The sequence below is a fragment of the Leisingera sp. ABM4_101 genome (assembly GCF_056158725.1).
Genome location: NZ_JBSWTV010000002.1, coordinates 256,520 through 276,768, shown reverse-complemented (window position 1 = coordinate 276,768; position 20,249 = coordinate 256,520). Strand labels below are relative to the sequence as shown.

13 protein-coding genes are annotated in these 20,249 nt (G+C 63.0%); 9 read left to right on the top strand and 4 right to left on the bottom strand.

Annotation, left to right across the window (positions count from 1 at the left end; translation table 11 throughout):
• Nucleotides 1-25: 25 nt before the first annotated feature.
• Together ACXAEK_RS02425 and ACXAEK_RS02420 are read right to left on the bottom strand one after the other, a co-directional pair.
• A complete protein-coding gene (locus ACXAEK_RS02425; protein WP_039134764.1) occupies nucleotides 26-1,003 on the bottom strand; it encodes an HpcH/HpaI aldolase/citrate lyase family protein in 978 nt (325 codons plus the stop codon).
• Nucleotides 1,004-1,190: 187 nt separating this feature from the next.
• Complete coding sequence (locus tag ACXAEK_RS02420) at nucleotides 1,191-1,805, bottom strand: LuxR C-terminal-related transcriptional regulator (RefSeq protein WP_475045163.1); 615 nt, start codon at nucleotides 1,803-1,805, stop codon at nucleotides 1,191-1,193.
• 310 nt (nucleotides 1,806-2,115) lie between these two features.
• On the opposite strand from ACXAEK_RS02420, the gene ACXAEK_RS02415 reads away from it, so the two are divergent.
• The 9 genes from ACXAEK_RS02415 (at nucleotide 2,116) to ACXAEK_RS02375 (ending at nucleotide 14,558) form a co-directional block, all read left to right on the top strand.
• Complete coding sequence (locus tag ACXAEK_RS02415; RefSeq protein ID WP_475039686.1) at nucleotides 2,116-3,366, top strand: pyridoxal-phosphate-dependent aminotransferase family protein; 1,251 nt, start codon at nucleotides 2,116-2,118, stop codon at nucleotides 3,364-3,366.
• A gap of 33 nt (nucleotides 3,367-3,399) precedes the next feature.
• Nucleotides 3,400-4,599, top strand: coding sequence for a malate--CoA ligase subunit beta (locus tag ACXAEK_RS02410; RefSeq protein ID WP_475039685.1), 1,200 nt, complete (start codon nucleotides 3,400-3,402; stop codon nucleotides 4,597-4,599).
• The gene (sucD, locus tag ACXAEK_RS02405; protein WP_475039684.1) at nucleotides 4,596-5,489 is read left to right on the top strand and encodes a succinate--CoA ligase subunit alpha; all 894 of its coding nucleotides are present in this window, start codon (nucleotides 4,596-4,598) and stop codon (nucleotides 5,487-5,489) included. Before ACXAEK_RS02410 ends, sucD begins: the two co-directional genes overlap by 4 nt.
• A 99-nt stretch (nucleotides 5,490-5,588) precedes the next feature.
• Nucleotides 5,589-6,560: a 2-hydroxyacid dehydrogenase gene (locus ACXAEK_RS02400; RefSeq protein WP_475039682.1), complete on the top strand. Its 972-nt coding sequence runs from the start codon at nucleotides 5,589-5,591 to the stop codon at nucleotides 6,558-6,560.
• Nucleotides 6,560-9,220: a phosphoenolpyruvate carboxylase gene (locus ACXAEK_RS02395; RefSeq protein WP_475039681.1), complete on the top strand. Its 2,661-nt coding sequence runs from the start codon at nucleotides 6,560-6,562 to the stop codon at nucleotides 9,218-9,220. Before ACXAEK_RS02400 ends, ACXAEK_RS02395 begins: the two co-directional genes overlap by 1 nt.
• Nucleotides 9,221-9,233: 13 nt before the next feature.
• A complete protein-coding gene (gene glyA / locus ACXAEK_RS02390; protein ID WP_475039680.1) occupies nucleotides 9,234-10,517 on the top strand; it encodes a serine hydroxymethyltransferase in 1,284 nt (427 codons plus the stop codon).
• A gap of 531 nt (nucleotides 10,518-11,048) precedes the next feature.
• Nucleotides 11,049-11,840 (top strand): DeoR/GlpR family DNA-binding transcription regulator, encoded by a 792-nt coding sequence (locus ACXAEK_RS02385; RefSeq protein ID WP_475039678.1) that lies wholly within the window; start codon nucleotides 11,049-11,051, stop codon nucleotides 11,838-11,840.
• A 160-nt stretch (nucleotides 11,841-12,000) separates the two neighbouring features.
• A complete protein-coding gene (locus ACXAEK_RS02380; protein ID WP_475039676.1) occupies nucleotides 12,001-13,677 on the top strand; it encodes a Na/Pi cotransporter family protein in 1,677 nt (558 codons plus the stop codon).
• Nucleotides 13,678-13,718: 41 nt separating this feature from the next.
• Nucleotides 13,719-14,558, top strand: a complete 840-nt coding sequence (locus ACXAEK_RS02375; RefSeq protein ID WP_475039674.1) for an EamA family transporter — start codon at nucleotides 13,719-13,721, stop codon at nucleotides 14,556-14,558.
• A gap of 39 nt (nucleotides 14,559-14,597) precedes the next feature.
• Here ACXAEK_RS02375 and ACXAEK_RS02370 read toward each other — a convergent pair whose 3' ends face one another.
• Together ACXAEK_RS02370 and ACXAEK_RS02365 are read right to left on the bottom strand one after the other, a co-directional pair.
• Entirely contained in the window at nucleotides 14,598-17,558 is a 2,961-nt protein-coding gene (locus tag ACXAEK_RS02370; RefSeq protein WP_475039672.1) for an ATP-binding protein, read from the bottom strand.
• 245 nt (nucleotides 17,559-17,803) lie between these two features.
• Nucleotides 17,804-20,152 carry a methyl-accepting chemotaxis protein gene (locus ACXAEK_RS02365; RefSeq protein WP_475039670.1) on the bottom strand — a complete coding sequence of 783 codons (2,349 nt, stop codon included), beginning with the start codon at nucleotides 20,150-20,152 and terminating at the stop codon, nucleotides 17,804-17,806.
• Nucleotides 20,153-20,249 lie beyond the last annotated feature (97 nt).

Genomic DNA, 20,249 nt, shown 5'->3' with positions numbered 1-20,249 from the left:
GAATGTCTTGAGCAGGATCAGCGGCTTAGTTGCCGGCGATCTGCTTGGCTTTTTCCACCAGCACTTCTGCCTGACGGATCGAGGCATAGTCAATCAGGCGGCCGTCCAGCGACACCGCGCCTTTGCCGGCGGCTTCGGCTTCGGCCATGGCTTCGAGGATGCGCTGCGCCTTGGTGATCTCGGCGTCCGACGGCGACATCACTTCGTTGGCGAGTTCGATCTGGCTGGGGTGGATGGCCCATTTGCCTTCGCAGCCCAGAACCGCGGCGCGTTTTGCAGCGGCCTTGTAGCCTTCCTTGTCCTGGAAATCGCCGAACGGGCCGTCGATCGGGCGCAGGCCGTTGGCGCGGGCAGCCACCACCATGCGGGCCAGCGCATAGTGCCACATGTCGCCCCAATGCACGTCGCGCGAGCCATCAGCGGCCGGGTCGGTCAGCACCGAGTAATCGGGGTTCACGCCGCCGATGATGGTGGTACGGGCGCGGGTCGAGGCGGCATAGTCGGCAACGCCGAAATGCAGCGATTCATTGCGCTTGGAGGCTGCGGCAATTTCACTCACGTTCTGCATGCCGAGCGCGGTCTCGATGATGTGCTCGAAGCCGATCCGCTTCTTGTAGCCCTTGGCGTCTTCGATCTGGGTGACCAGCATGTCGACGGCGTAAACATCGGCCGCGGTGCCCACTTTGGGGACCATGATCAGGTCCAGGCGTTCGCCTGCCTGCTCAACCACATCGACCACGTCGCGGTACATGTAGTGGGTGTCCAGGCCGTTGATTCGCACCGACATGGATTTGTTGCCCCAGTCGATCTCGTTCAGGGCTTGGATGATGTTCTTGCGGGCCTGGTCTTTCTCGTCCGGCGCAACCGCGTCTTCGAGATCCAGGAAGATCACGTCAACGTCAGATTTTGCAGCTTTTTCAAACATTTGCGGCTGAGAGCCGGGGATTGCCAGCTCGCTGCGGTTCAGGCGGCCGGGGGCCTGTTCAATGGTATGAAACGACATGGGTTCGCTCCTCGTTCGATATGGGGTTTCGTCCTCTCCTCCCTAGGCATTCCTCATGAGGGTGTTTCCTGTCAAGAAAAAAGTTTTCATTTAAATACATTCGCGCGTGGGTGCGCCCACGCGTCGCGCCCCCGCGTACACACGCGTATGTGCACTCGCGTGCGAGGCGCCGGGCGCTGGGGCAGGGTCATTCCTCGAGGTGGAAATCCCCCTTGGCGGCGCGGTTGGCGTAGAAGAACGCAATCGCCTGGGCGCGGTTCTTGACCGAAAGTTTTTCGTAGAGGTTGGACAGGTGGAATTTCACCGTGTTGGTCGAAATTCCCAGCTCCTTGCTGAGCTCCTTGTTGGTGAGCCCCTTGGACAGCGCCTCGAGCATGGTGCGCTCGCGGCGCGACAGCTGCTCGATCGGATCGGTCTGCAGTCCGCGGACGTCGAGGAAGGGGAACACCATCTTGCCCTCGGCCACCGCGATGCAGGTGTCCAAGAGCCCCTCGACGGCGCTGGAGCGCGGCGCGAAGCCGGCCGCGCCTGCGCTCATCGCCTTGCGCGGCACCTCGCTGCTTTCGTCGGCATAGACCACCAGCCGCGGCGCGTTGGCCTGGTCGCGCAGCACCTCGATCAGCTTGGCGCCGCCAAGCGCGGGCAGGTTCCAGTCGATGATCCCGACCTGGACCGGCACCCGCATCACCGTTCCGAGGAAGCCTTCGGCGGTGGCGGAGGTGGCGACCAGCGAGAATCGCGGGTCCTTGTCGAAGATTTCGGACATCGCAGACAGCACCAGCGGATTTGCGTCAGCGAGCATGACCGAAATCGGGGAAACTTTGTCGCTTATAGGAGCCATTCTGTGTCCTTTTGTAATAAACCACCCAAATGGGTAGGGTCAGTTTTGGTATGCAACGGTATTTTTACCGCTTTGGGTAGTTTTTTTCCCGCCCTTTTGAATACCCAAAAGCAGGATATAGGAATGTTGCGGGTTTTGTCGACCTGGGTTTTCCTTGGGTTAACAGATGTTGCACGACAGGAAACAAACCTTCCCGCAGTGAAGACCGCCGCGACGAAGGCCCGGGACCTCCGGCACATCGCCGACTTGAAACCAGCGAGGTCTAACCCCGATGACTGAACCCACGATCTTCCCCAGCCTGGAAATCCCGGAAACCCTGGCCGCCGGCCCTGGCCCGGGCAATACCGATCCCCGCGTGCTGCAGGCCTTTGCCAACACCGGCCTGGCCGACCACATGCAGGCGGACGTGCTGCGCGGCATGATCGAGTGCAAGCAGATGCTGCGCGATCTGTGGGGCACCAGCAACACCTACACCTACGGCGTCGGCGGCACCGGCTTCTCGGGCCTGGACTGCATGCTGAACGCGATCCTGCCGGGCGACACCGTGGTGGCCTTCCAGAACGGCACCTTCTCGGGCATCGACGCGATGACCATCCGCATGAAAGCCGCCACCCGCGAGGAGCTGGCCGCTGACGCGATGAACCCGCAGCCTGCGTCCGTCACCGTGGTTGACGTGCCGCACGGCGAGTTGGTCTCCGGCAAGCTGGTGGAGCAGGTGCTGGCCGAGAAAAAACCGAAATGGGCCTTCATGGCGCATTGGGAAACCGGCTCGGGCCGCATCAACGACCTGAAAGGCTTCTCGGACGCTTGTGTGAAGCACGGCGTGATGGGCCTGATCGACGCGGTGTCCTCGCTGGGCATCGAGGATTTCTCGATCGACGACTATCCGGGCGTTGCCGGCTGGGCGTCCTGCCCGCAGAAAGGCGTGCTCTGCCTGCCGCTGACCTATGCGCCGGTGTCCTTCACCGACCAGTACATCCAGACCGTGCGTGAGAACGGCTGCCATTCCTATGTCCATAACCCGATCCTGGAAGCCCGCCACTGGGGCATCGTGGACGGCGAGGACGTGGCTGCCGGCACCTACCACCGCACCCACTCGGGCTATGCGGTTGCCGCCTTCCACGAGGCGCTGCGCATCACCCTGCAGCACGGCCGCGCCCAGAAGGCCCGCGACTATGCCTTCCACGAGAAAGCGCTGCGCGACGCCGTCACCGCGATGGGCTGCGATGTGACCAGCAACATGACCAGCCTGGTGGTTCTGAACCTGCCCGGCGATCTGGCGGGCCGCGAAAAAGAGCTGGTGGGCAACTGCCGCGCCGTTGGTTTCGGCATCTGGCCGACCCTGTCGGAGCCGGTCCAGGTCCGCATCGGTATCCTGAACCAGATCACCCCGGCGGCCATCACCGACATCGTCAACCGCTTCGGCAAGGCGATGAACGACATGGGCGCAAATGTCGACATGGAGGCGATCAACGCCCTGCTCGACAAGCATTACGCACCGGAACTGGAACCGGCTGAGTAATAGAATTCCGACATCCATGAGGAGGAGAGGACCATGGATATCCACGAGTATCAGGCCAAGGAAGTTCTGAGCAACTTCGGCGTGACCGTTCCGCCGGGCGCGCTGGCCTACAGCCCCGAGCAGGCGGCCTACCGCGCGCGGGAACTGGGCGGCGACAAATGGATCGTCAAAGCCCAGGTTCACGCCGGCGGCCGCGGCAAGGCGGGCGGCGTCAAGCTGTGCAATTCCGAAGCCGAGATTTATGAGGCGACTGAGAACCTGTTCGGCAAGAAGCTGGTGACCCACCAGACCGGCCCCGAAGGCAAAGGCATCTACCGTGTCTATGTAGAAGGTGCGGTGCCGATCGCCCGCGAGATTTACCTGGGCTTTGTGCTGGACCGCTCCAGCCAGCGGGTGATGATCGTTGCCTCGTCCGAAGGCGGCATGGAGATCGAAGAGATCTCCGCCGAGCGCCCCGAGTCCATCGTGCGCTCGACCGTTGAACCGGCGGTGGGCCTGCAGGACTTCCAGGCACGCGAGATCGCGTTCCAGCTGGGCATTGAGCCGGCAATGACGCAGCAGATGGTGCGCACCCTCAAGGGCTGCTACCAGGCGTTTTCCGAACTGGACGCCACCATGGTTGAGATCAACCCGCTGGTGGTCACCTCGGACAACCGGGTCATCGCGCTGGACGCCAAGATGACCTTTGATGACAACGCCCTGTTCCGCCACCCGCAGATCGCTGAGCTGCGCGACAAGTCCCAGGAAGACCCGCGCGAAGCCCGCGCCGCCGACCGCGGCCTGTCCTATGTCGGCCTGGAGGGCAACATCGGCTGCATCGTGAACGGTGCGGGCCTGGCGATGGCAACCATGGACACCATCAAGCTGGCCGGCGGCGAGCCTGCCAACTTCCTGGATATCGGCGGCGGCGCAACCCCGGAACGGGTCGCCAAGGCCTTCCGCCTGGTGATGTCCGACAGCAATGTGCAGGCGGTTCTGGTCAACATCTTCGCCGGCATCAACCGCTGCGACTGGGTCGCCGAAGGCGTCGTGCAGGCGCTGAAGGAAGTGCAGGTCGACGTGCCTGTTGTGGTCCGCCTTGCAGGCACCAACGTGGAGGAAGGCCAGAAAATCCTGGCGCAGTCCGGCCTGCCGCTGATCCGCGCAACCTCGCTGATGGAAGCCGCTGAGCGGGCCGTTGGCGCGTGGAAAAACGACCTTGATCAAAACACTCGTGTGAGGGCCGTGAAATGAGCATCCTTCTTGATCGCGAAAGCCGTGTCATCGTCCAGGGCATCACCGGCAAAATTGCCCGGTTCCACACCAAGGATATGATCGAATACGGCACCAACGTCGTCGGCGGCGTGGTACCTGGCAAGGGCGGTGAAACCGTCGAGGGCGTGCCGGTCTTCAACACCGTGAAAGAAGCGGTGGAGGCCACCGGCGCCAATGCCTCGCTGGTGTTTGTGCCGCCGCCGTTTGCAGCCAACTCCATCATGGAAGCGGCGGATGCGGGTATTAACTACTGTGTCTGCATCACCGACGGCATCCCGGCCCAGGACATGATCCGCGTTAAGCGCTACATGTACCGCTATCCCAAGGACAAGCGGATGATCCTGACCGGCCCCAACTGCGCCGGCACCATCTCGCCGGGCAAGGCGCTCTTGGGCATCATGCCGGGCCATATCTACCTGCCTGGCACCGTGGGCATCATCGGCCGTTCGGGCACCCTGGGGTATGAGGCCGCGGCACAGCTGAAAGAGCTGGGCCTGGGGGTTTCCACCTCGGTCGGCATCGGCGGCGACCCGATCAACGGCTCTTCCTTCAAGGACATCCTGGAATGGTTCGAGAAGGATCCGGAAACCGAGGTCATCGCGATGATCGGTGAAATCGGCGGCCCGCAGGAAGCGGAAGCGGCAGATTACATCAAGAACCACGTGACCAAGCCGGTGGTGGCCTATGTCGCGGGTCTGACCGCACCCAAGGGCCGCACCATGGGCCACGCGGGCGCGATCATCTCTGCCTTCGGTAAATCCGCCTCGGAAAAGGTGGAGATCCTGTCAGCGGCCGGCGTGACCGTTGCCGAGAACCCCGCCGTGATCGGCGAAACCATCGCAAGCGTGATGAAAAAGAACGCCGCCTGATCCAGCCCTGGATCTGGCGCACTGCTCCACCCTTGGCCCGGGGCAATGGCGGGGGTGGAGCACCTTAATAAAGAACAAGCACGTCAGGGAGATGAAATCATGGCAAAGCCAAAGGTACTGGTGACCCGCCGCTGGCCCGCCGCAGTAGAGGCTCAGCTTTCTGAAACCTTTGATGCCGTGCTGAACACGGGCGACAAACCGCTGAGCGAGGCTGAGCTGCGCGACGCGATGAAGTCCTATGACGCGGTGCTGCCGACGGTGACCGACACTGTCTCGGCCAAGGCGTTTGATGTTGCCAAACCGCAGGCCCGTATCCTTGCCAACTATGGCGTTGGCTACTCCCATATTGATATGCACGGCGCAGCCGGCCACGGTATGACCGTCACCAACACGCCGGATGTCCTCAGCGAATGCACGGCCGACATTGCCATGACGCTGCTGCTGATGGTGGCCCGCCGCGCAGGCGAAGGCGAACGCGAGCTGCGCGCCGGTGAATGGACCGGCTGGCGCCCGACCCATCTGGTCGGCACCAAGGTTTCCGGCAAGACGCTGGGCATCGTGGGCTTTGGCCGCATCGGCCAGGAAATGGCGCGGCGCGCCCACCACGGGTTCGGCATGAAGATCGTGGTGCAGAACCGCTCCCGCGTATCCCCCGATATCCTGGCCCGCTACAACGCCACTCAGGTGGACAGTCTGGAACAGCTGATGCCGCAGTGCGATTTCGTCTCGCTGCACTGCCCGGGCGGCACCGCCAACCGGCACCTGATCAACACCCGGATGCTGAACCTGATGAAGCCGGACGCATTCCTTATTAATACGGCGCGTGGCGAGGTGATCGACGAGCTGGCCCTGTCCCGCGCCCTGTGGTTCGAAACCATCGGCGGCGCGGCGCTGGACGTTTTCGACGGCGAGCCGCGCATCAACCCGGACCTGCTTGACTGCGACAACCTGGTGATGCTGCCGCACTTGGGCAGCGCCACCCGCGAGGCGCGCGAGGCGATGGGCTTCCGCGTGCTCGACAATCTGAACGACTTCTTCGAAGGGCGCGAGCCGCGTGACCGGGTGATGTAATGGGAGATCCGGCTGAAAACACCCATGCGGCGGTCGAAGATACCGGTTACGCCGCTGAACTGCGCAGTGAATTGCATGCCCTGTGGCTGGACGTCCTGCGCCAGCGCGCCCCGGAAGTGGCGGAGCGTGCGGCCGGCGAGGCGCCTTGGGACCTGTCCGACGGGCAGCCCGCCACCGCCTATATGCAGGCCTTCAACATCTGGTTCCAGCTGCTGAAGATCGTCGAAGAAAACGCCGCCATGCGCGACCGCCGCATGGCCGAAACCCAGGATGGTCCGGAAGTGGTCGAGGGCAGTTTTGCCCGCGCGCTGGACCTGGCAGGCGAACTCGCAACGCCGGAACGGCTGCAGGAAGTTGCCAGCCAGTTCTCAATCGGCCCGACCCTGACCGCGCATCCGACCGAGGCCAAGCGGGTTACCATCCTGGAAATCCACCGCCGTATCTACCGCGGGCTGGTGTCGCTGGAAGCCAAGCGCTGGACCCCGCGTGAGCGTGCCGATTTGCTGGAGGATCTGCGTTCGGAGATTGACCTCTTGTGGATGACCGGCGAGCTGCGCCGCGACAGGCCCAGCCTGCAGGATGAAATCCAATGGGGCCTGCAGTTCTTCCGCGACAGCCTGTACCAGGCGGTGCCGCAGCTGTTCGAACGCTACATCGCTGCTGCTGAGCCGCGCCTGGGCGAAAGCGCCGATGCGCCGTGCCTCAAGTTTCATTCCTGGATTGGCGGTGATCGCGACGGCAACCCGAATGTGACGGTTGAGGCGACGGCGGCAGCGCTGACTGCGAACCGTGCAGCAATCCTGAAACGCTACCAGAAGGCGCTGACCACCGCAGCGGAACGGATCTCCATTTCAGCCGCCGTGTTTGCCTTGCCGGACAGTGCCTCTGCCCGCTTGGCAAAGGTCATTGCAGCGGCACCCGGTGCCGCAGCACTGACTGCCCGCAATCCCGGTGAAGTCTTCCGCCAGGCGCTGACCGCGATCCAGGCGCGGATCAAGGCCACCGCTGCCGAGGACACCGGCGCCTACAAACATCTGGGTGACTTTGTTGCCGACCTGACAGAAGTGGAAGGGGCGCTTGAGGAAATCGGCGCGCACCGCCTTGCCGCCCGCTATGTGCGCCCGATCCGCTGGCAGGCTGATGTTTTCGGCTTCCGCACGGTGACGCTGGATGTCCGGCAGAATTCCACCGTGACCACTGAGACGCTGACTGAGATCTGGGCGCGCTCCGGCGATGCGCCGGAATTTGGCAGCCCGGACTGGTCGGCGCGGCTGCGCAAGGAGCTGGGCAGCGCCTCGCTTCCTTACATGACCCCGGATGAGCTGAGCCCGCAAAGCGGCGAATTGCTGAAGCTGCTGCGTCTGATGCGCGATGCCGGGGCAGGGGAAGACCCGCAGGCGATGGGGCCGTTCATCCTGTCGATGACCCGTTCCACCGATGATCTGCTGGGGGTCTACCTGCTGGCGCGCTATGCCGGTTTCGGCGCCGAAAAGGCGGCTCTGAAAGTGGTGCCGCTGTTTGAAACCATCGGCGATTTGCGCGCCGCGCCCGGCATCCTCGACGGCCTGCTGGACGTGCCCTTTGCCCGCCGTTCGCTGAAATCCGGCGACAACCGGATCGAGGTGATGCTGGGCTATTCCGACAGCAACAAGGACGGCGGCTTCCTCTGCTCCACCTGGGAGCTGGAGAAGGCGCAGCGCCTGATCACCCGCACCCTGGCGGCGCACCGGATGCAGCCGGTGTTCTTTCACGGCCGCGGCGGCTCTGTCTCCCGCGGCGGCGCCCCTGCGGAGCGCGCCATCGCGGCCCAGCCCGCAGGCACCGTCGCAGGCCGGATGCGGATCACCGAGCAGGGCGAGGTTGTCAGCTCGAAATACGCCAACCGCGGCACGGCCCTGCATCAGCTGGAGCTGATGGCCTCCTCGGTGCTGCGCCATTCGCTGCAAGACGATACCCCGCCGGTGAACCCGGAGTTTGATGACGCGTTCGAGGCGCTCGCGGGGATGTCCCAGGCAGCCTACTCCAACCTGCTGAACGCGCCGGGTTTCCTGGATTACTTCCAGCAGGCCAGCCCGGTAGAGGAACTGGCGATGCTCAAGATCGGCTCGCGTCCTGCGCGCCGTTTCGGGGCCGGGTCGCTGGACGATTTGCGGGCGATCCCCTGGGTCTTTGCCTGGTCGCAGAACCGCCACATGATCACCGGCTGGTACGGGTTCGGCTCGGCGGTTGCCAGTTTCCGCAAGTTCCGCGGCACCCGCGGCGATGCGGTTCTGCAGGATATGTTTGCGGGGTCGCCGCTGTTCCGCCTGGTGGTGGACGAGGTCGAAAAGACTCTGCTGCAAAGCGACATGGAGATCGCAGCCGATTACGCAACATTGGTGCAGGACACCGGGACCCGGGAGCGCATCTTTGGTGCCATCCGCAAGGAATACCAGCTTGCCTGCGAGGCGATCGCCTTCCTTACCGGCGACAGCAGCCTGTCCCAGCGGTTCCCGCGCCTGCGCGCCCGCTTTGGCCGGGTGGAAAATATGCTGCGCGAAATTCACAAAACCCAGGTGCGCCTCCTGCGGGAAGAGCGCGCCCGCAAATCTTCAACAGTGCCGGTCCCGCTGATGCAGTCGATGAACTGCGTCGCCGCGGGCCTTGGCTGGACTGGATAGACAGGAGCCCCGAATGTCCAAAGATCTGTTTTTCACCCAAGCGCTTTCTGAGCGCGATCCTGAACTTTACGCCTCGATCACGGCCGAGCTGGGCCGCCAGCGCGACGAGATTGAGCTGATCGCCTCCGAGAACATCGTCTCGGCCGCGGTGATGGAAGCGCAAGGCTCTGTCCTGACCAACAAATATGCCGAAGGCTACCCGGGACGCCGCTACTATGGCGGCTGCCAGTATGTCGACGTCGCCGAAAACCTGGCCATCGACCGCGCCAAGGAACTCTTTGGCTGCGAATACGCAAACGTGCAGCCGAACTCCGGCTCCCAGGCCAACCAGGGCGTGTTCCAGGCTCTCTTGAAGCCCGGCGACACCATCCTGGGCATGGATCTGGCCTCCGGCGGCCACCTGACCCACGGCGCCGCGCCGAACCAGTCGGGCAAGTGGTTCAACGCGGTCTCCTACGGCGTGCGCCGCGACGACAACCTGATCGACTACGACCAGCTGGAAGCGCTCGCGGTTGAGCATCAGCCGAAGCTGATCATCGCCGGCGGCTCCGCCATTCCGCGCGTCATCGACTTTGCCCGCTTCCGGGCGATTGCCGACAAGGTCGGCGCCTATCTGCACGTCGACATGGCGCATTTTGCAGGGCTGGTTGCGGCCGGCGAACACCCCTCGCCCTTCCCGCATGCGCATGTGGCCACCACCACCACCCACAAGACCCTGCGCGGCCCCCGCGGCGGCATGATCCTGACCAATGACGAGGCGATTGCCAAGAAGGTGAACTCGGCGATCTTCCCCGGCATCCAGGGCGGCCCGCTGATGCATGTGATCGCCGGCAAGGCAGCGGCCTTCGGCGAGGCGCTGAAGCCGGAGTTCAAGGCCTACCAGCAGCAGGTGAAGGCGAACGCGGCGGCGCTGGCGGATCAGCTGATCCAGGGCGGGCTGGACATCGTGACCGGCGGCACCGACACCCATGTGATGCTCGTGGACCTGCGTCCCAAGGGCGTCACCGGCAACATCGCCGACAAGGCGCTGGGGCGCGCCCATATCACCACCAACAAGAACGGCATCCCGTTTGACCCGGAAAAGCCCACCGTGACCTCCGGCCTGCGCCTGGGCACGCCCGCAGGCACCACCCGCGGCTTCGGCGAGGCGGAGTTCCGCCAGATCGCCGACCTGATCATCGAGGTGATCGACGGGCTGGCGGCCAACGGTGAAGAGGGCAATGCGGATGTGGAGGCCTCGGTGCGCGCCAAGGTCGCGGACCTTTGCGCCAAGTTCCCGCTGTATCCGAACCTCTAAGCCTCTCCCAGGGTTGAAAAAGAAACCGCCGCGGCCCCCAGCCGCGGCGGTTTTGCATTACCACGGCGGCTCTCCCGCGCCCCGCCGGAGCATCCCGGCTGCCCTTGCGGGCCGCCCAGCTGCCCCGGCAAGGGCCTTGGGCCCGGCAGCGCCCCTGCGGGGCGCTGCCCGCACCCCGCCGCTAGGCGCGGTGCCATGCCCAAGGCTTTGCGGACGGCCGCAGGCGGGCCGCAGAAGGGGCGGGAGCGATTGCGCAAACGAGAAGGGGGGCTGCAAAACCTTGTTTTTGGCAAGGTATTGCAAACAGAGATGCAAGCCTGGTCAATCCGGTGGACCTGGCCGCCGGACCGTTAAAAAAACGGTCGCGAGGCGGACCCGCCCGTCCCAGTAAGACGATGACCGTTTGCACAAAAATGCCGGAAATACATGTGCGTTTTGCAGAAAAATGTGGGAAACTGTGGAGAACTCTTGTAAAGCGGCAAGCAGCCGTGCCCCATGGGGTGTGACGGGCAAACGCAAACGGATTTATTCTTGTCTGACTCACTTTCGCTTTCTCACCGTGAATTGGAACTGGTAGACGCCTTGCGCCGCCTTGGCGGGTCGGCGCGCAGCGCTGAGCTTGCCAAAATGCTGGAGGTGTCCGAGGAAACCGTGCGGCGCACGATCAAGGCTCTGGACAAGGCGGGGGCCGTGCAACGGGTGCATGGCGGTGCATTCCTGGCCGGGCCGCAGAGTGCAACCAGTTTTGCCCGCAGAATATCGGAAAACCAAAAGGAAAAGGCACGAATTGCAGCGCAGGTTGCAAAGCATGCCCGGGACGGTATGGCGCTGTTCCTGGATGTCGGTTCAACCACGGCCTTTGTCGCCGAGGAACTGCGGCAGAAATCAGGGCTGATTGTGGTCACCAATTCTGTCGGTGCGGCCCAGACATTGGTCAACCACAATGGCAACCGGGTTCATTTCCTTGGCGGCGAATTGCAGAGCAACGAGCGCGGCACCTTCGGCTTTGTGACAGAACAGCAGGTCCGGAGGTTTTCGCTGGACTTGGCCGTGCTGTCGGCTGATGCATTTTCCGCCAAGCAGGGCGTGCTCTATCACAGTGCGGCTGAGGCGCAGCTGGCCAGTGTTGCGGCTGAGTGCAGTGAGCAGGTCGCCGTGGCTATTGCGCATCCGAAGTTCGAGGAAACCGCCCCGCATTGCGGCCCCTCCCCGCGCAAGCTGGATCTTCTTTTTACGGATCATGCGCCGGGCAAGAAGCTTGCTGCCGCGCTGGCAGGGTGGGGTGTGAAAGTTGACGTGGCGGAGAAGGCCAAGGATGGTTGATCACTTTGGGCGTGCAGCCTCCGCCTGCCCGCAGGGACAGGCTGCTTGATGACGCCGGCGTCCCGGATATATTCAGCCCTTTGGGGCCGCGGCCTGCAGGGGGAGCATCCCCGGCGGCAGGGCCCGGTTCCGGCAACAGAAGCCCTGGACAGGATTTGACATGGCCATTCTCACGTTTCTTGTCAGCCTGGCGGGCGCCACGATGCTGCTGCTTTACGCGGTGCGGATGGTGCGGACGGGCATTGAGCGCAGCTATGGCGCCTCGTTCCAGCGGCTGCTGACCGGCCGGCAGAGCCATCTGCAGGCCGGGGCGATGGGGCTGTGCCTGGCGATCGTGCTGCAAAGCTCGGCCGCGGTGGCGCTGCTGACATCCGGGTTTGCCGCCAGCGGATACCTGGCCTTTCCCACCGGGCTGGCGATCGTGCTGGGCGGCGATCTCGGCTCCGCTTTGATCATCCAGATCCTGTCGTTCAAGCTCGACTGGCTGGTGCCGGTGCTGCTGGCGGTTGGCGGCTACCTGTTCGTCAAGACCGAGGCCAAGAAGGCGCGGCAGCTGGGGCGGATCCTGATGGGGGTGGCTTTCATCCTGATTTCGCTGCGTTTTCTGCGCGAGGCGATGGATCCGATCCGTGACAGCGCCTTTCTGCCCGCGGTCGCAGGCTATCTGGCGCGGGATTATATCACCGCGTTTCTGGTTGGCGGCGCGCTGGCCTTTGTGATGCATTCCTCCGTTGCGGCGATCCTGATGTGCGTGACGCTGGTGCAGATCGGCGCGATCCCCTTTGCGGCCGGGCTGTCGCTGGTGCTGGGGGCGAATTTCGGCTCCGCCTTCATTCCGGTGTGGCTCAGCCGCGGCATGGATCTGAAGGCGCGCCGCATTCCTTATGCCAATCTTGCGCTGCGCGGCACCTGGGCGGTGATTTGCCTGTTCGGCGCCAATCTGGCGCTGCGCCAGGGGTGGCTTGGCGATCCGCAGGGCGGCCAGATGCTGGTCAGCGCGCATCTGGCGTTCAATGCCTCGCTCTTGCTGCTGGCGCTGCCGGTCTGCACCCCGCTGGGGCCGCTGTTTGCACGGCTGTTTCCGGAGCCCGTGCAGGCGGAGCCTGTGCAGCCGGGGCGGCCGGTCAGTGCGCTGGAGCAGGGCAGCTATGGCTCAGCGGCACTGGCGGTGAGCAATCTCAAGCGTGAACTGCTGCGGATGTCGGATCAGGTCAGCGCCATGTTCCGGCCGGTTCTGGACCTGTACCGTGAGAGCAGCAAGGAGCAGATCAAGACTGTCCAGATGATGGACGAAGAGGTCAACGGCTGCCTGTCGGGGATCCGCAGATACGTGGCAGCAATCCCGGAAGACGAATTTGGCGAGGATCAGCTCAAGATTGCGCGCGGCCTGATGGAATATGCCATCCGCCTGGAGACGGCCGGCGATGTGGTGGCGCGGCGGCTTACGGTTCTTGCCGGTGATCTGAACAAGAAGAAGCTGAGCTTCTCCAAAGAAGGCTGGATGGAAATCACCAGAATGCATGAGGCGATCATGGCCAACATGCAGCTGGCATCAAATGTGCTGATCTCTGACGACCTGGAAAGCGCACGTCTGCTGAGCCTGGAAAAAACCGAGCTGAAGCGCATGGAGCACGACAGCCGCAAGCGCCACTTGAAGCGCTTGCAGAATGGTGCCCGGGAGAGCTTTGAGACCTCGGACATCCATTTGGAAACGCTGCGTGCCCTGCGCGAGTTCAACAGCCATATCGCCGCTGTGGCCTATCCGGTTCTGTACCAGAACGGCCAGTTGCTGGAGACCCGGCTGATCAATGAAATGCAGCCGGAAGATGCCGAATGACGTCTGGCCCCCGGCTCCCAAACTGAAGACCAGCTCCTGAAATGACCCCCTTTGTTATTGCCATCATTTTGTCGGCGGCGATGCTGCATGCCGTGTGGAATGCCATTGTCAAAACAGCCGCCGACCGCACCACAACGCTGGGGCTGGTCGCCCTGGGCCATGTGCTGCCCAGTTTCGTGATGATCCTGGTGCTGCCACTGCCATCGGCAGAAAGCTTCATCTATATCCTGCTCTCAACGGTGGTGCATTTCGGCTACTACTATACGCTGGGCCGGGCTTATCAGCACGGCGATTTCAGTGTTGTCTACCCGATCGCCAGGGGCATTGTTCCGGCGCTGGTCGGCATCTGGGCGATGCTGTTTGCCGGCGAAGTGCTGCCGCTGCAGGCCTGGGCGGGGATCGCGGTGATTGCGATTGGTATTCAGGTCAGCAGCTGGCGGGCGCTTCGGTCCGGCGTCGGCCGCGCGGCCCTTGGGTTTGCCGTCGGAACGGGCTGCTTCATTTCCATGTATTCGCTGATTGATGGTATCGGTGTGCGGCTGTCCGGCAATACGCTCAGCTACTGGGCCTGGGGGGCCTTCCTGCATATCTTCATCGCCGGGTTCATCGCCGTGCGCAAACGCAAGACCCTGGCGGTGCTGCCCAAGCGGACCTGGGCGCTTGGCATTGCCGGCGGGCTTGTGTCGATGACCGCCTACGGGCTTGTTCTGTATGCAAAGAACTTTGCGCCGCTGGGGGCTGTTTCGGCGCTGCGGGAAACCTCTGTTATCTTTGCAGCCCTGATTGGCTTTATCTTTTTGAAAGAAGGCTACTGGCTGCGGCGCCTGGGATCAGCGGTTCTGATGGCCGGAGGCGTCGCGTTGATCGGCCTGGCCGTCTAGGAGCCGGCGCTCCGCCCCAAGGTCAGCCCGGGGACGGGGTCAGGCGCTGGCCCGGGGCCGCAGATGCGGCTTGGCGTCTGCCTCAGCCTGCAGGGCTGCCAGAGTATGCAGCAGCACCGCCTTTTTGACAGGTTTGGTCAAGAAACGGTCCATGCCGGCGTCCAGGCAAGCCTGCTGGTCGCTGGCAAAGGCGTTGGCTGTCAATGCCACGATGAGGGGCTGCGGAATGGGGAGCTTGCGGATCTCCCGGGTGGCCGCAATGCCATCCAGCTCCGGCATCGACATGTCCATCAGGATGATCTCCGGGCATAGCGTCCGGCACATCTCGACAGCGGCGCGGCCGTTTTCGGCCTCAGCCAGCTCAACCGGCTGGCCGCGCAGGAACTTGCGGATCAACAGCCGGTTGGTTTGGTTGTCTTCGGCCAGAAGAACGGTGCAAGGCGCGATGCTGGCTTCGTCTTCGAGCGGCAGGCCGGCGCCTGGGTCTTGGGCAGCGGCGGCCGGGCGCATTTGCACCTCGAGCCTGAAACAAGAGCCTTGGCCTGGTTCGGAGACCACCGTGATGCCGCCGCCCATCCGCTTGGCAAGCATGCTCGATACCGTCAGCCCCAGCCCGGTGCCGCCAAAGGCTTTGGTTGTGGCGGTGTCGGCCTGGGTAAAACGGTCGAAGATATGGCGGGTCTGTGCCTGGGATATTCCGATGCCGCTGTCTTCGACCTCAACCACAAGACGGCAGGGGTCCCCGGCGGCATGTGAAACACGGATGGCGATAGCGCCCTGGGACGTGAACTTCACTGCGTTGCCAATCAGGTTGACTAGGATTTGGCGCAAGCGGCCATCATCGCCATGCAGCCGCTCCGGCAGGCCATCGGCATAGGTGACTTGCAGCTGCAGCCCCTTCTCCTCTGCTTTCGGGCAGAAAAGATCTGCGGCGCTGCCGACGCAGTCGCGCAGGGGGAAATCATCCTCGGAAATCGAAAATTTTCCGGCCTCAAGCCGCGACAGATCCAGGATGTCGTTGATTATCTTCAGCAATGCCTGGGCCGAATTGCGGATCGTCTCCACATTCTGCTGCTCGTCGGGCGGGAGCTCTGCTTCCGCCAGCAGGTCAGCCATGCCGATGATGCCGTTCATGGGGGTGCGGATTTCATGGCTCATATTCGCCAGGAAGTCGGATTTGGCGCGGTCCGCCTGTTCGGCAGCGGCCTTGGCTTCGGCCAGTTCCCGCTCGCGCTGCTTGCTGTGTGTAATGTCGCGTTCTATGCCGATAATGAGTTCGACGCTGCCGTCCGGCCCGGTGACGGGCACGATATCAGTATCAAACCAGGCCTCTTGCCCGGATTTGGTGTAGTTCAGCACCTCATTGTGATAGCGGATGCCCAGATCCTTGTGGCGGTTCATTTCCCGGATCACGCCAAGATCAGTGTCCGGCCCGTCCAGCAGCTCCGAAGGGGTCCGGCCGATTGCCTCCTGAGACGTGTAGCCGGTCGCACGGGTGAAAGCGTCGTTAACCCAAAGGATGCGGCGGCTGGCATCCGTCAGGATGATGCTGTCGGAGGCATGTTTTGCTACCAGCGACAGGCGGAAAAGCTCTGCCTGCTGCCTTTGCAATTCATCATGCGCATCTTCAAGCGCCTGCTTGCCGGCCTTCAGCTCCTTATTGCGCTCGGACAGCGTTTGGTTGGCGCGGATCAGCTCTTCGCGCAGATGTACATCTTCGGTCACGTTCCAGTTGACGCCAATCATCCAGTCACGATCGCTGGCATCGGTAAAGGGGCTGGCCAGGGCGCGGATATGCTTAAGCGTGCCGTCCGGCAGGATGGCGCGGAATTCGGCTGCGAAATGCGTTTTGTTCTGTTCAGCTGCCTGCAGTGTTTCGGCCACCCGCTCCCGGTCATCCGGATGCAGCATGGCCATCCAGTCATGGTCTTCCGGCGGGCCACGGTCCACGGGGATGCCGTAAAGCTCATGCATCCGGCTGTCCCAGGTCACATTGCGATTTTCAGAATCATATTCCCATATGCCGACCCGGGAGGTCTTGACTGCAATTTCCAGCCGCCGCGAAACCGCCTCCAGCTCCGCCTCGCGCCGCTTCAACTGGCCAATCACAGTTTGCCGTGCCGCCGACAGCCGCCCTGCCAGGACGGTTGGAAAGACGATCAGCCCGGCTGCCACGAACAGCGCAAGCCGCAGCTGCCACAGATTGCCGGGCACGTCCTGCCAGCCGCCGGACGGGCGGGCAGCCATTTGCCACGAACCGGATGGCAGATTGATGTCGAGCAAAACAGGATCCGCCGCTGGAATCGCGCCGGACCCCAGAAACAGGCGGCCCTCAGCGCCGGTTCCGTCCTTGCCTGTTAGCGCGATTTCCAGGCCGCTGGCAGCGCTGCTCAACCCGGTTTCGGCGTAGAGTGTTTCGGTCTCAACCACGGCTGACAGAATGCCCCAGAACTGCCTGTTACCGCCGGTGCCAGTGAAAATCGGCAGGCGGTAAATGAAGCCAGAGCCGCCTTGAACCAGATCGACCGGGCCTGCCAGCACCATTTCACCGCTGTCACGCACCCGGTGCGCCGCTGCGCGCTGAAAGGCATTCTGGTTGTAGTCAAGCCCGATTGCAGGCTCGTTTCCTTTCAGGGGGTAGATCAAGGAAACCACCAGCCCGGGGGCTGCCGCGATATGCCGGATGGCGGTTTTTCCTTCGAGAACCTGGGCGGCGATGCGGGCAAACCGGGCCTGGGTCATATCCGGTTCCGTCGCCAGCATGGCCGCAAGCCCGCGCAGCCGCTGATAGTCCCCGTTCACCTGCCCCTCGAGCTTGGATTTCAGCATTCCGGCCTCTTGCTGAATACGGGCGCGTTCCGATTGATGATGAATCGTGGCGTTCTGGCGCTCAGCGTAAAATCCCGCAACGCAGACAACCGCCAGAGCAAGCAGGGCAGGCAGGTAGGTCCGGTGGCTGAGCGCCCGCAGCCAGCTTGCGGGGAGGTTAGACACGGTCATTACGCTACCTTTTTTCTGCAAAACACAGCTGGCATCCGCGTCCGTTCTCTCTGCCAGGTGCCTGGTTCTGTCTCAGTATCCTTTTAAAGTCTGAAAAATCGGTTTTCACAACACCACCTGTTATTTTCAGGCAAACGCCCCCCGTAGCAGACGCTGCAGGGGCGCAGGGTTGGCAGTGCGGGATTCATGGGTCCTGGCCCTAAGGTCTGGGCCTGGCCCTCAGGTTTCGCGGGCTGCGGGCCGTGTCAGAAGTCCTGCCATTTCGCCAGGGCGGCTGAGCCGTCGGTTCCGGGAAAGGCATTGCTTGCTTCCGGCAGATCGTCCCAGCCAGAACCATGTGCCGACGGCAGTTCGGATTCTTGCGGCGGGGGCGGTGCGGCCATCTCAAGTCCGACTTCGAATTTTGCGACCAGACCGGCGAGCTTGGATGCATCCCCGCTCAGCAGCTGGCCTGCCGCGGTCATCTGCTCCACCATGGCGGCGTTTTGCTGGGTGACCTGATCCAGTTGCATTACCCCGGTGTTGATCTCGCCGATCCCGGTGGACTGCTCGGCTGCGCCCTCAGCAATGCCGGAAACAAGCCCGGAAATGTGGGCGACCTGGGACACAATGCTGTTCAGGGCTTCGCCGGCCCTTCCGACCAGATCCACACCTTTTGCCACTTGCTCGCCGGAGTTTGAGATCAGCGCCTTGATTTCCATCGCTGCGTCGGAAGAACGCTGGGCCAAAGCCCGCACTTCCGAGGCGACAACCGCAAACCCGCGGCCTGCGTCGCCTGCACGCGCGGCTTCGACGCCCGCATTCAGCGCCAGCAGGTTGGTCTGGAAGGCGATGTCGTCAATAACACCGATGATCTGCGAGATATGGGTGGCTGATTCCTCGATCCCGTTCATCGCAGACACGGCGTTCTGCACCACTTCGCCGCTTGCTTCGGCCTCGTCCCGGGCCTCGTTCATCGCGGTTTCCACGCTGCGCGCGCTATCGGCGGCCGCTTTGACGCTGGCGGTCATCTGGTCCAGGGCAGCAGCTGTCTGCTCCAGGGTCGCGGCCTGGCTTTCGGTGCGCTGCGACAGGTCATCCGAGGCCTGGCTGATTTCATGGGTGCCGTTGCGGATGCTGGTCGTGGCCTCGACCACTTCGCGGACGGTTGCATTCAATGTGTTGACCGTTTGGTTGAAGTCCAGCCGCAGGCCTTTGTAGGCTTCGGGGAAAGGATCATCAATTGTGGCCGAGAAGTCGCCATTGGCGAGATGGGTCAAGCCGGTGCGCAGTTCGGCGACCACATGATCCTGCTCGCGTTGCGCCTCCGCCCGTTCCGCCTCGGCGGTTTGGGCATTCTGCAGATCGGTTTTGAAACCTTCCAGGATGCCGGCGATATTGCCGAATTCGTCGCCGGTTCCCAGGCTGGCCACCGGGTGGCCGTAGTCCTTGGCGGCAATATGCTCGACACTGTCAGACAGGGCAGAGACCTTACGGGCAATGCCGCGGGCCGCAATCCAGGACAGCAGCGCCACAGCAAGCGCCACCCCGACGGCCTGCAGCATGGCGGCGTTGGAAAGACTGTTTTGCGCGGCCAGGGCTTCGGCGCTGTCAACTTCCACGACGATGCCCCAGGTTCGGTCGTCCAGGCCAACCGCCGTGGCCATGGCCTCTACCGGCTGCCCGGACAGGCCAAGCGTTCCGGAAAAGCTGCTTTCGCCGCCGCTGATGGCCGCGGTTATCTGCTGCAGCTCGGGCAATTGCGACAGAATCCGGTGGCCGCCGTCCCGGTCAGACGCGGTCAGGGCGACACCATCGCCCCGCACCAGATAAGCCTGGCCCGTTTCCCCCAGCAGAGCCGAGTGAGACAGGATTTCAGCGATCTCCCCGACCGGCACCCGCAGCACCAGCGCCCCCATGATTGCGCCTTTTTTGAAAATAGGCGACGAAATGAACATCGCGGCCACGCCGCTGTCCGCTTGGTAGGCAGCCATTTCCGACAGGTGCACGCTGCCTTGCTCCATCTCCAGTGCAGACCGGAAGGCCTGGCCCAGGCCGCTGTCTTTGAGAGGCCCGTCCAGGTAGTTCAGCGCAAAGTCATCGTTCTTGTGAACAGAATAGACCATGTTGCCCTGCACATCCAAAAGATAGGCATCCAGGAAACCCTGCTCCTCCAGGAAGGTGACAAAACCTGTGTGGTTCATCTTGTGGCGGATGGACCAGGCGGATTTGTCCTTGGCGTCCAAAAGCTTGTACCGCTCCCCTGCAGGGTTGGGATTGCCGTCGGCATAGGTGCTGCGCAGATAGCCGCTGGGATCGTCGCCCAAGGAGTAGAAGCCGTTGGAAAAATCGCGCAATGCCGTTTCAACTGCCTTGCTGGCAACAAGCGTGCGGGTTTGCGAGCGCAGGCCGGCCACCCAGTTTTCCAGCGCTTCCTTCCGTTCCTCCAGCAGCGTTGCATATGCCGCTTCGCGGTTGGTCTTGAGGGCCTGGCCGGCCTCCCAGGCAAAGAAAAAGCCGGATGCAAGCGTCAGCAGGATCGTCGGAGCGGCGATGGACAATGGCAGCTTGCGGCCCAGCCGCATATTGCCCCAGAAATTGAACAGTCGAGTCATTGCAGAGTGGTTCCCATCAACATTTCAGTCTGCCCGGCAGCCCGGGTGCGGCCATTGGCGGTGCCATCTGGGCGTTAGATGGGAGAAAACACTGTCT

What these genes read in the sequence shown, in the direction of transcription:
- ACXAEK_RS02375 (WP_475039674.1), top strand. Translation starts at nt 13,719, where the DNA reads ATGACCCCCTTTGTTATTGCCATCATTTTGTCGGCGGCGATGCTGCAT.
- ACXAEK_RS02370 (WP_475039672.1), bottom strand. Translation starts at nt 17,558, where the DNA reads ATGACCGTGTCTAACCTCCCCGCAAGCTGGCTGCGGGCGCTCAGCCAC.
- ACXAEK_RS02425 (WP_039134764.1), bottom strand. Translation starts at nt 1,003, where the DNA reads ATGTCGTTTCATACCATTGAACAGGCCCCCGGCCGCCTGAACCGCAGC.
- ACXAEK_RS02415 (WP_475039686.1), top strand. Translation starts at nt 2,116, where the DNA reads ATGACTGAACCCACGATCTTCCCCAGCCTGGAAATCCCGGAAACCCTG.
- ACXAEK_RS02400 (WP_475039682.1), top strand. Translation starts at nt 5,589, where the DNA reads ATGGCAAAGCCAAAGGTACTGGTGACCCGCCGCTGGCCCGCCGCAGTA.
- ACXAEK_RS02395 (WP_475039681.1), top strand. Translation starts at nt 6,560, where the DNA reads ATGGGAGATCCGGCTGAAAACACCCATGCGGCGGTCGAAGATACCGGT.
- glyA (WP_475039680.1), top strand. Translation starts at nt 9,234, where the DNA reads ATGTCCAAAGATCTGTTTTTCACCCAAGCGCTTTCTGAGCGCGATCCT.
- ACXAEK_RS02365 (WP_475039670.1), bottom strand. Translation starts at nt 20,152, where the DNA reads ATGACTCGACTGTTCAATTTCTGGGGCAATATGCGGCTGGGCCGCAAG.
- ACXAEK_RS02380 (WP_475039676.1), top strand. Translation starts at nt 12,001, where the DNA reads ATGGCCATTCTCACGTTTCTTGTCAGCCTGGCGGGCGCCACGATGCTG.
- sucD (WP_475039684.1), top strand. Translation starts at nt 4,596, where the DNA reads ATGAGCATCCTTCTTGATCGCGAAAGCCGTGTCATCGTCCAGGGCATC.
- ACXAEK_RS02410 (WP_475039685.1), top strand. Translation starts at nt 3,400, where the DNA reads ATGGATATCCACGAGTATCAGGCCAAGGAAGTTCTGAGCAACTTCGGC.
- ACXAEK_RS02420 (WP_475045163.1), bottom strand. Translation starts at nt 1,805, where the DNA reads ATGCTCGCTGACGCAAATCCGCTGGTGCTGTCTGCGATGTCCGAAATC.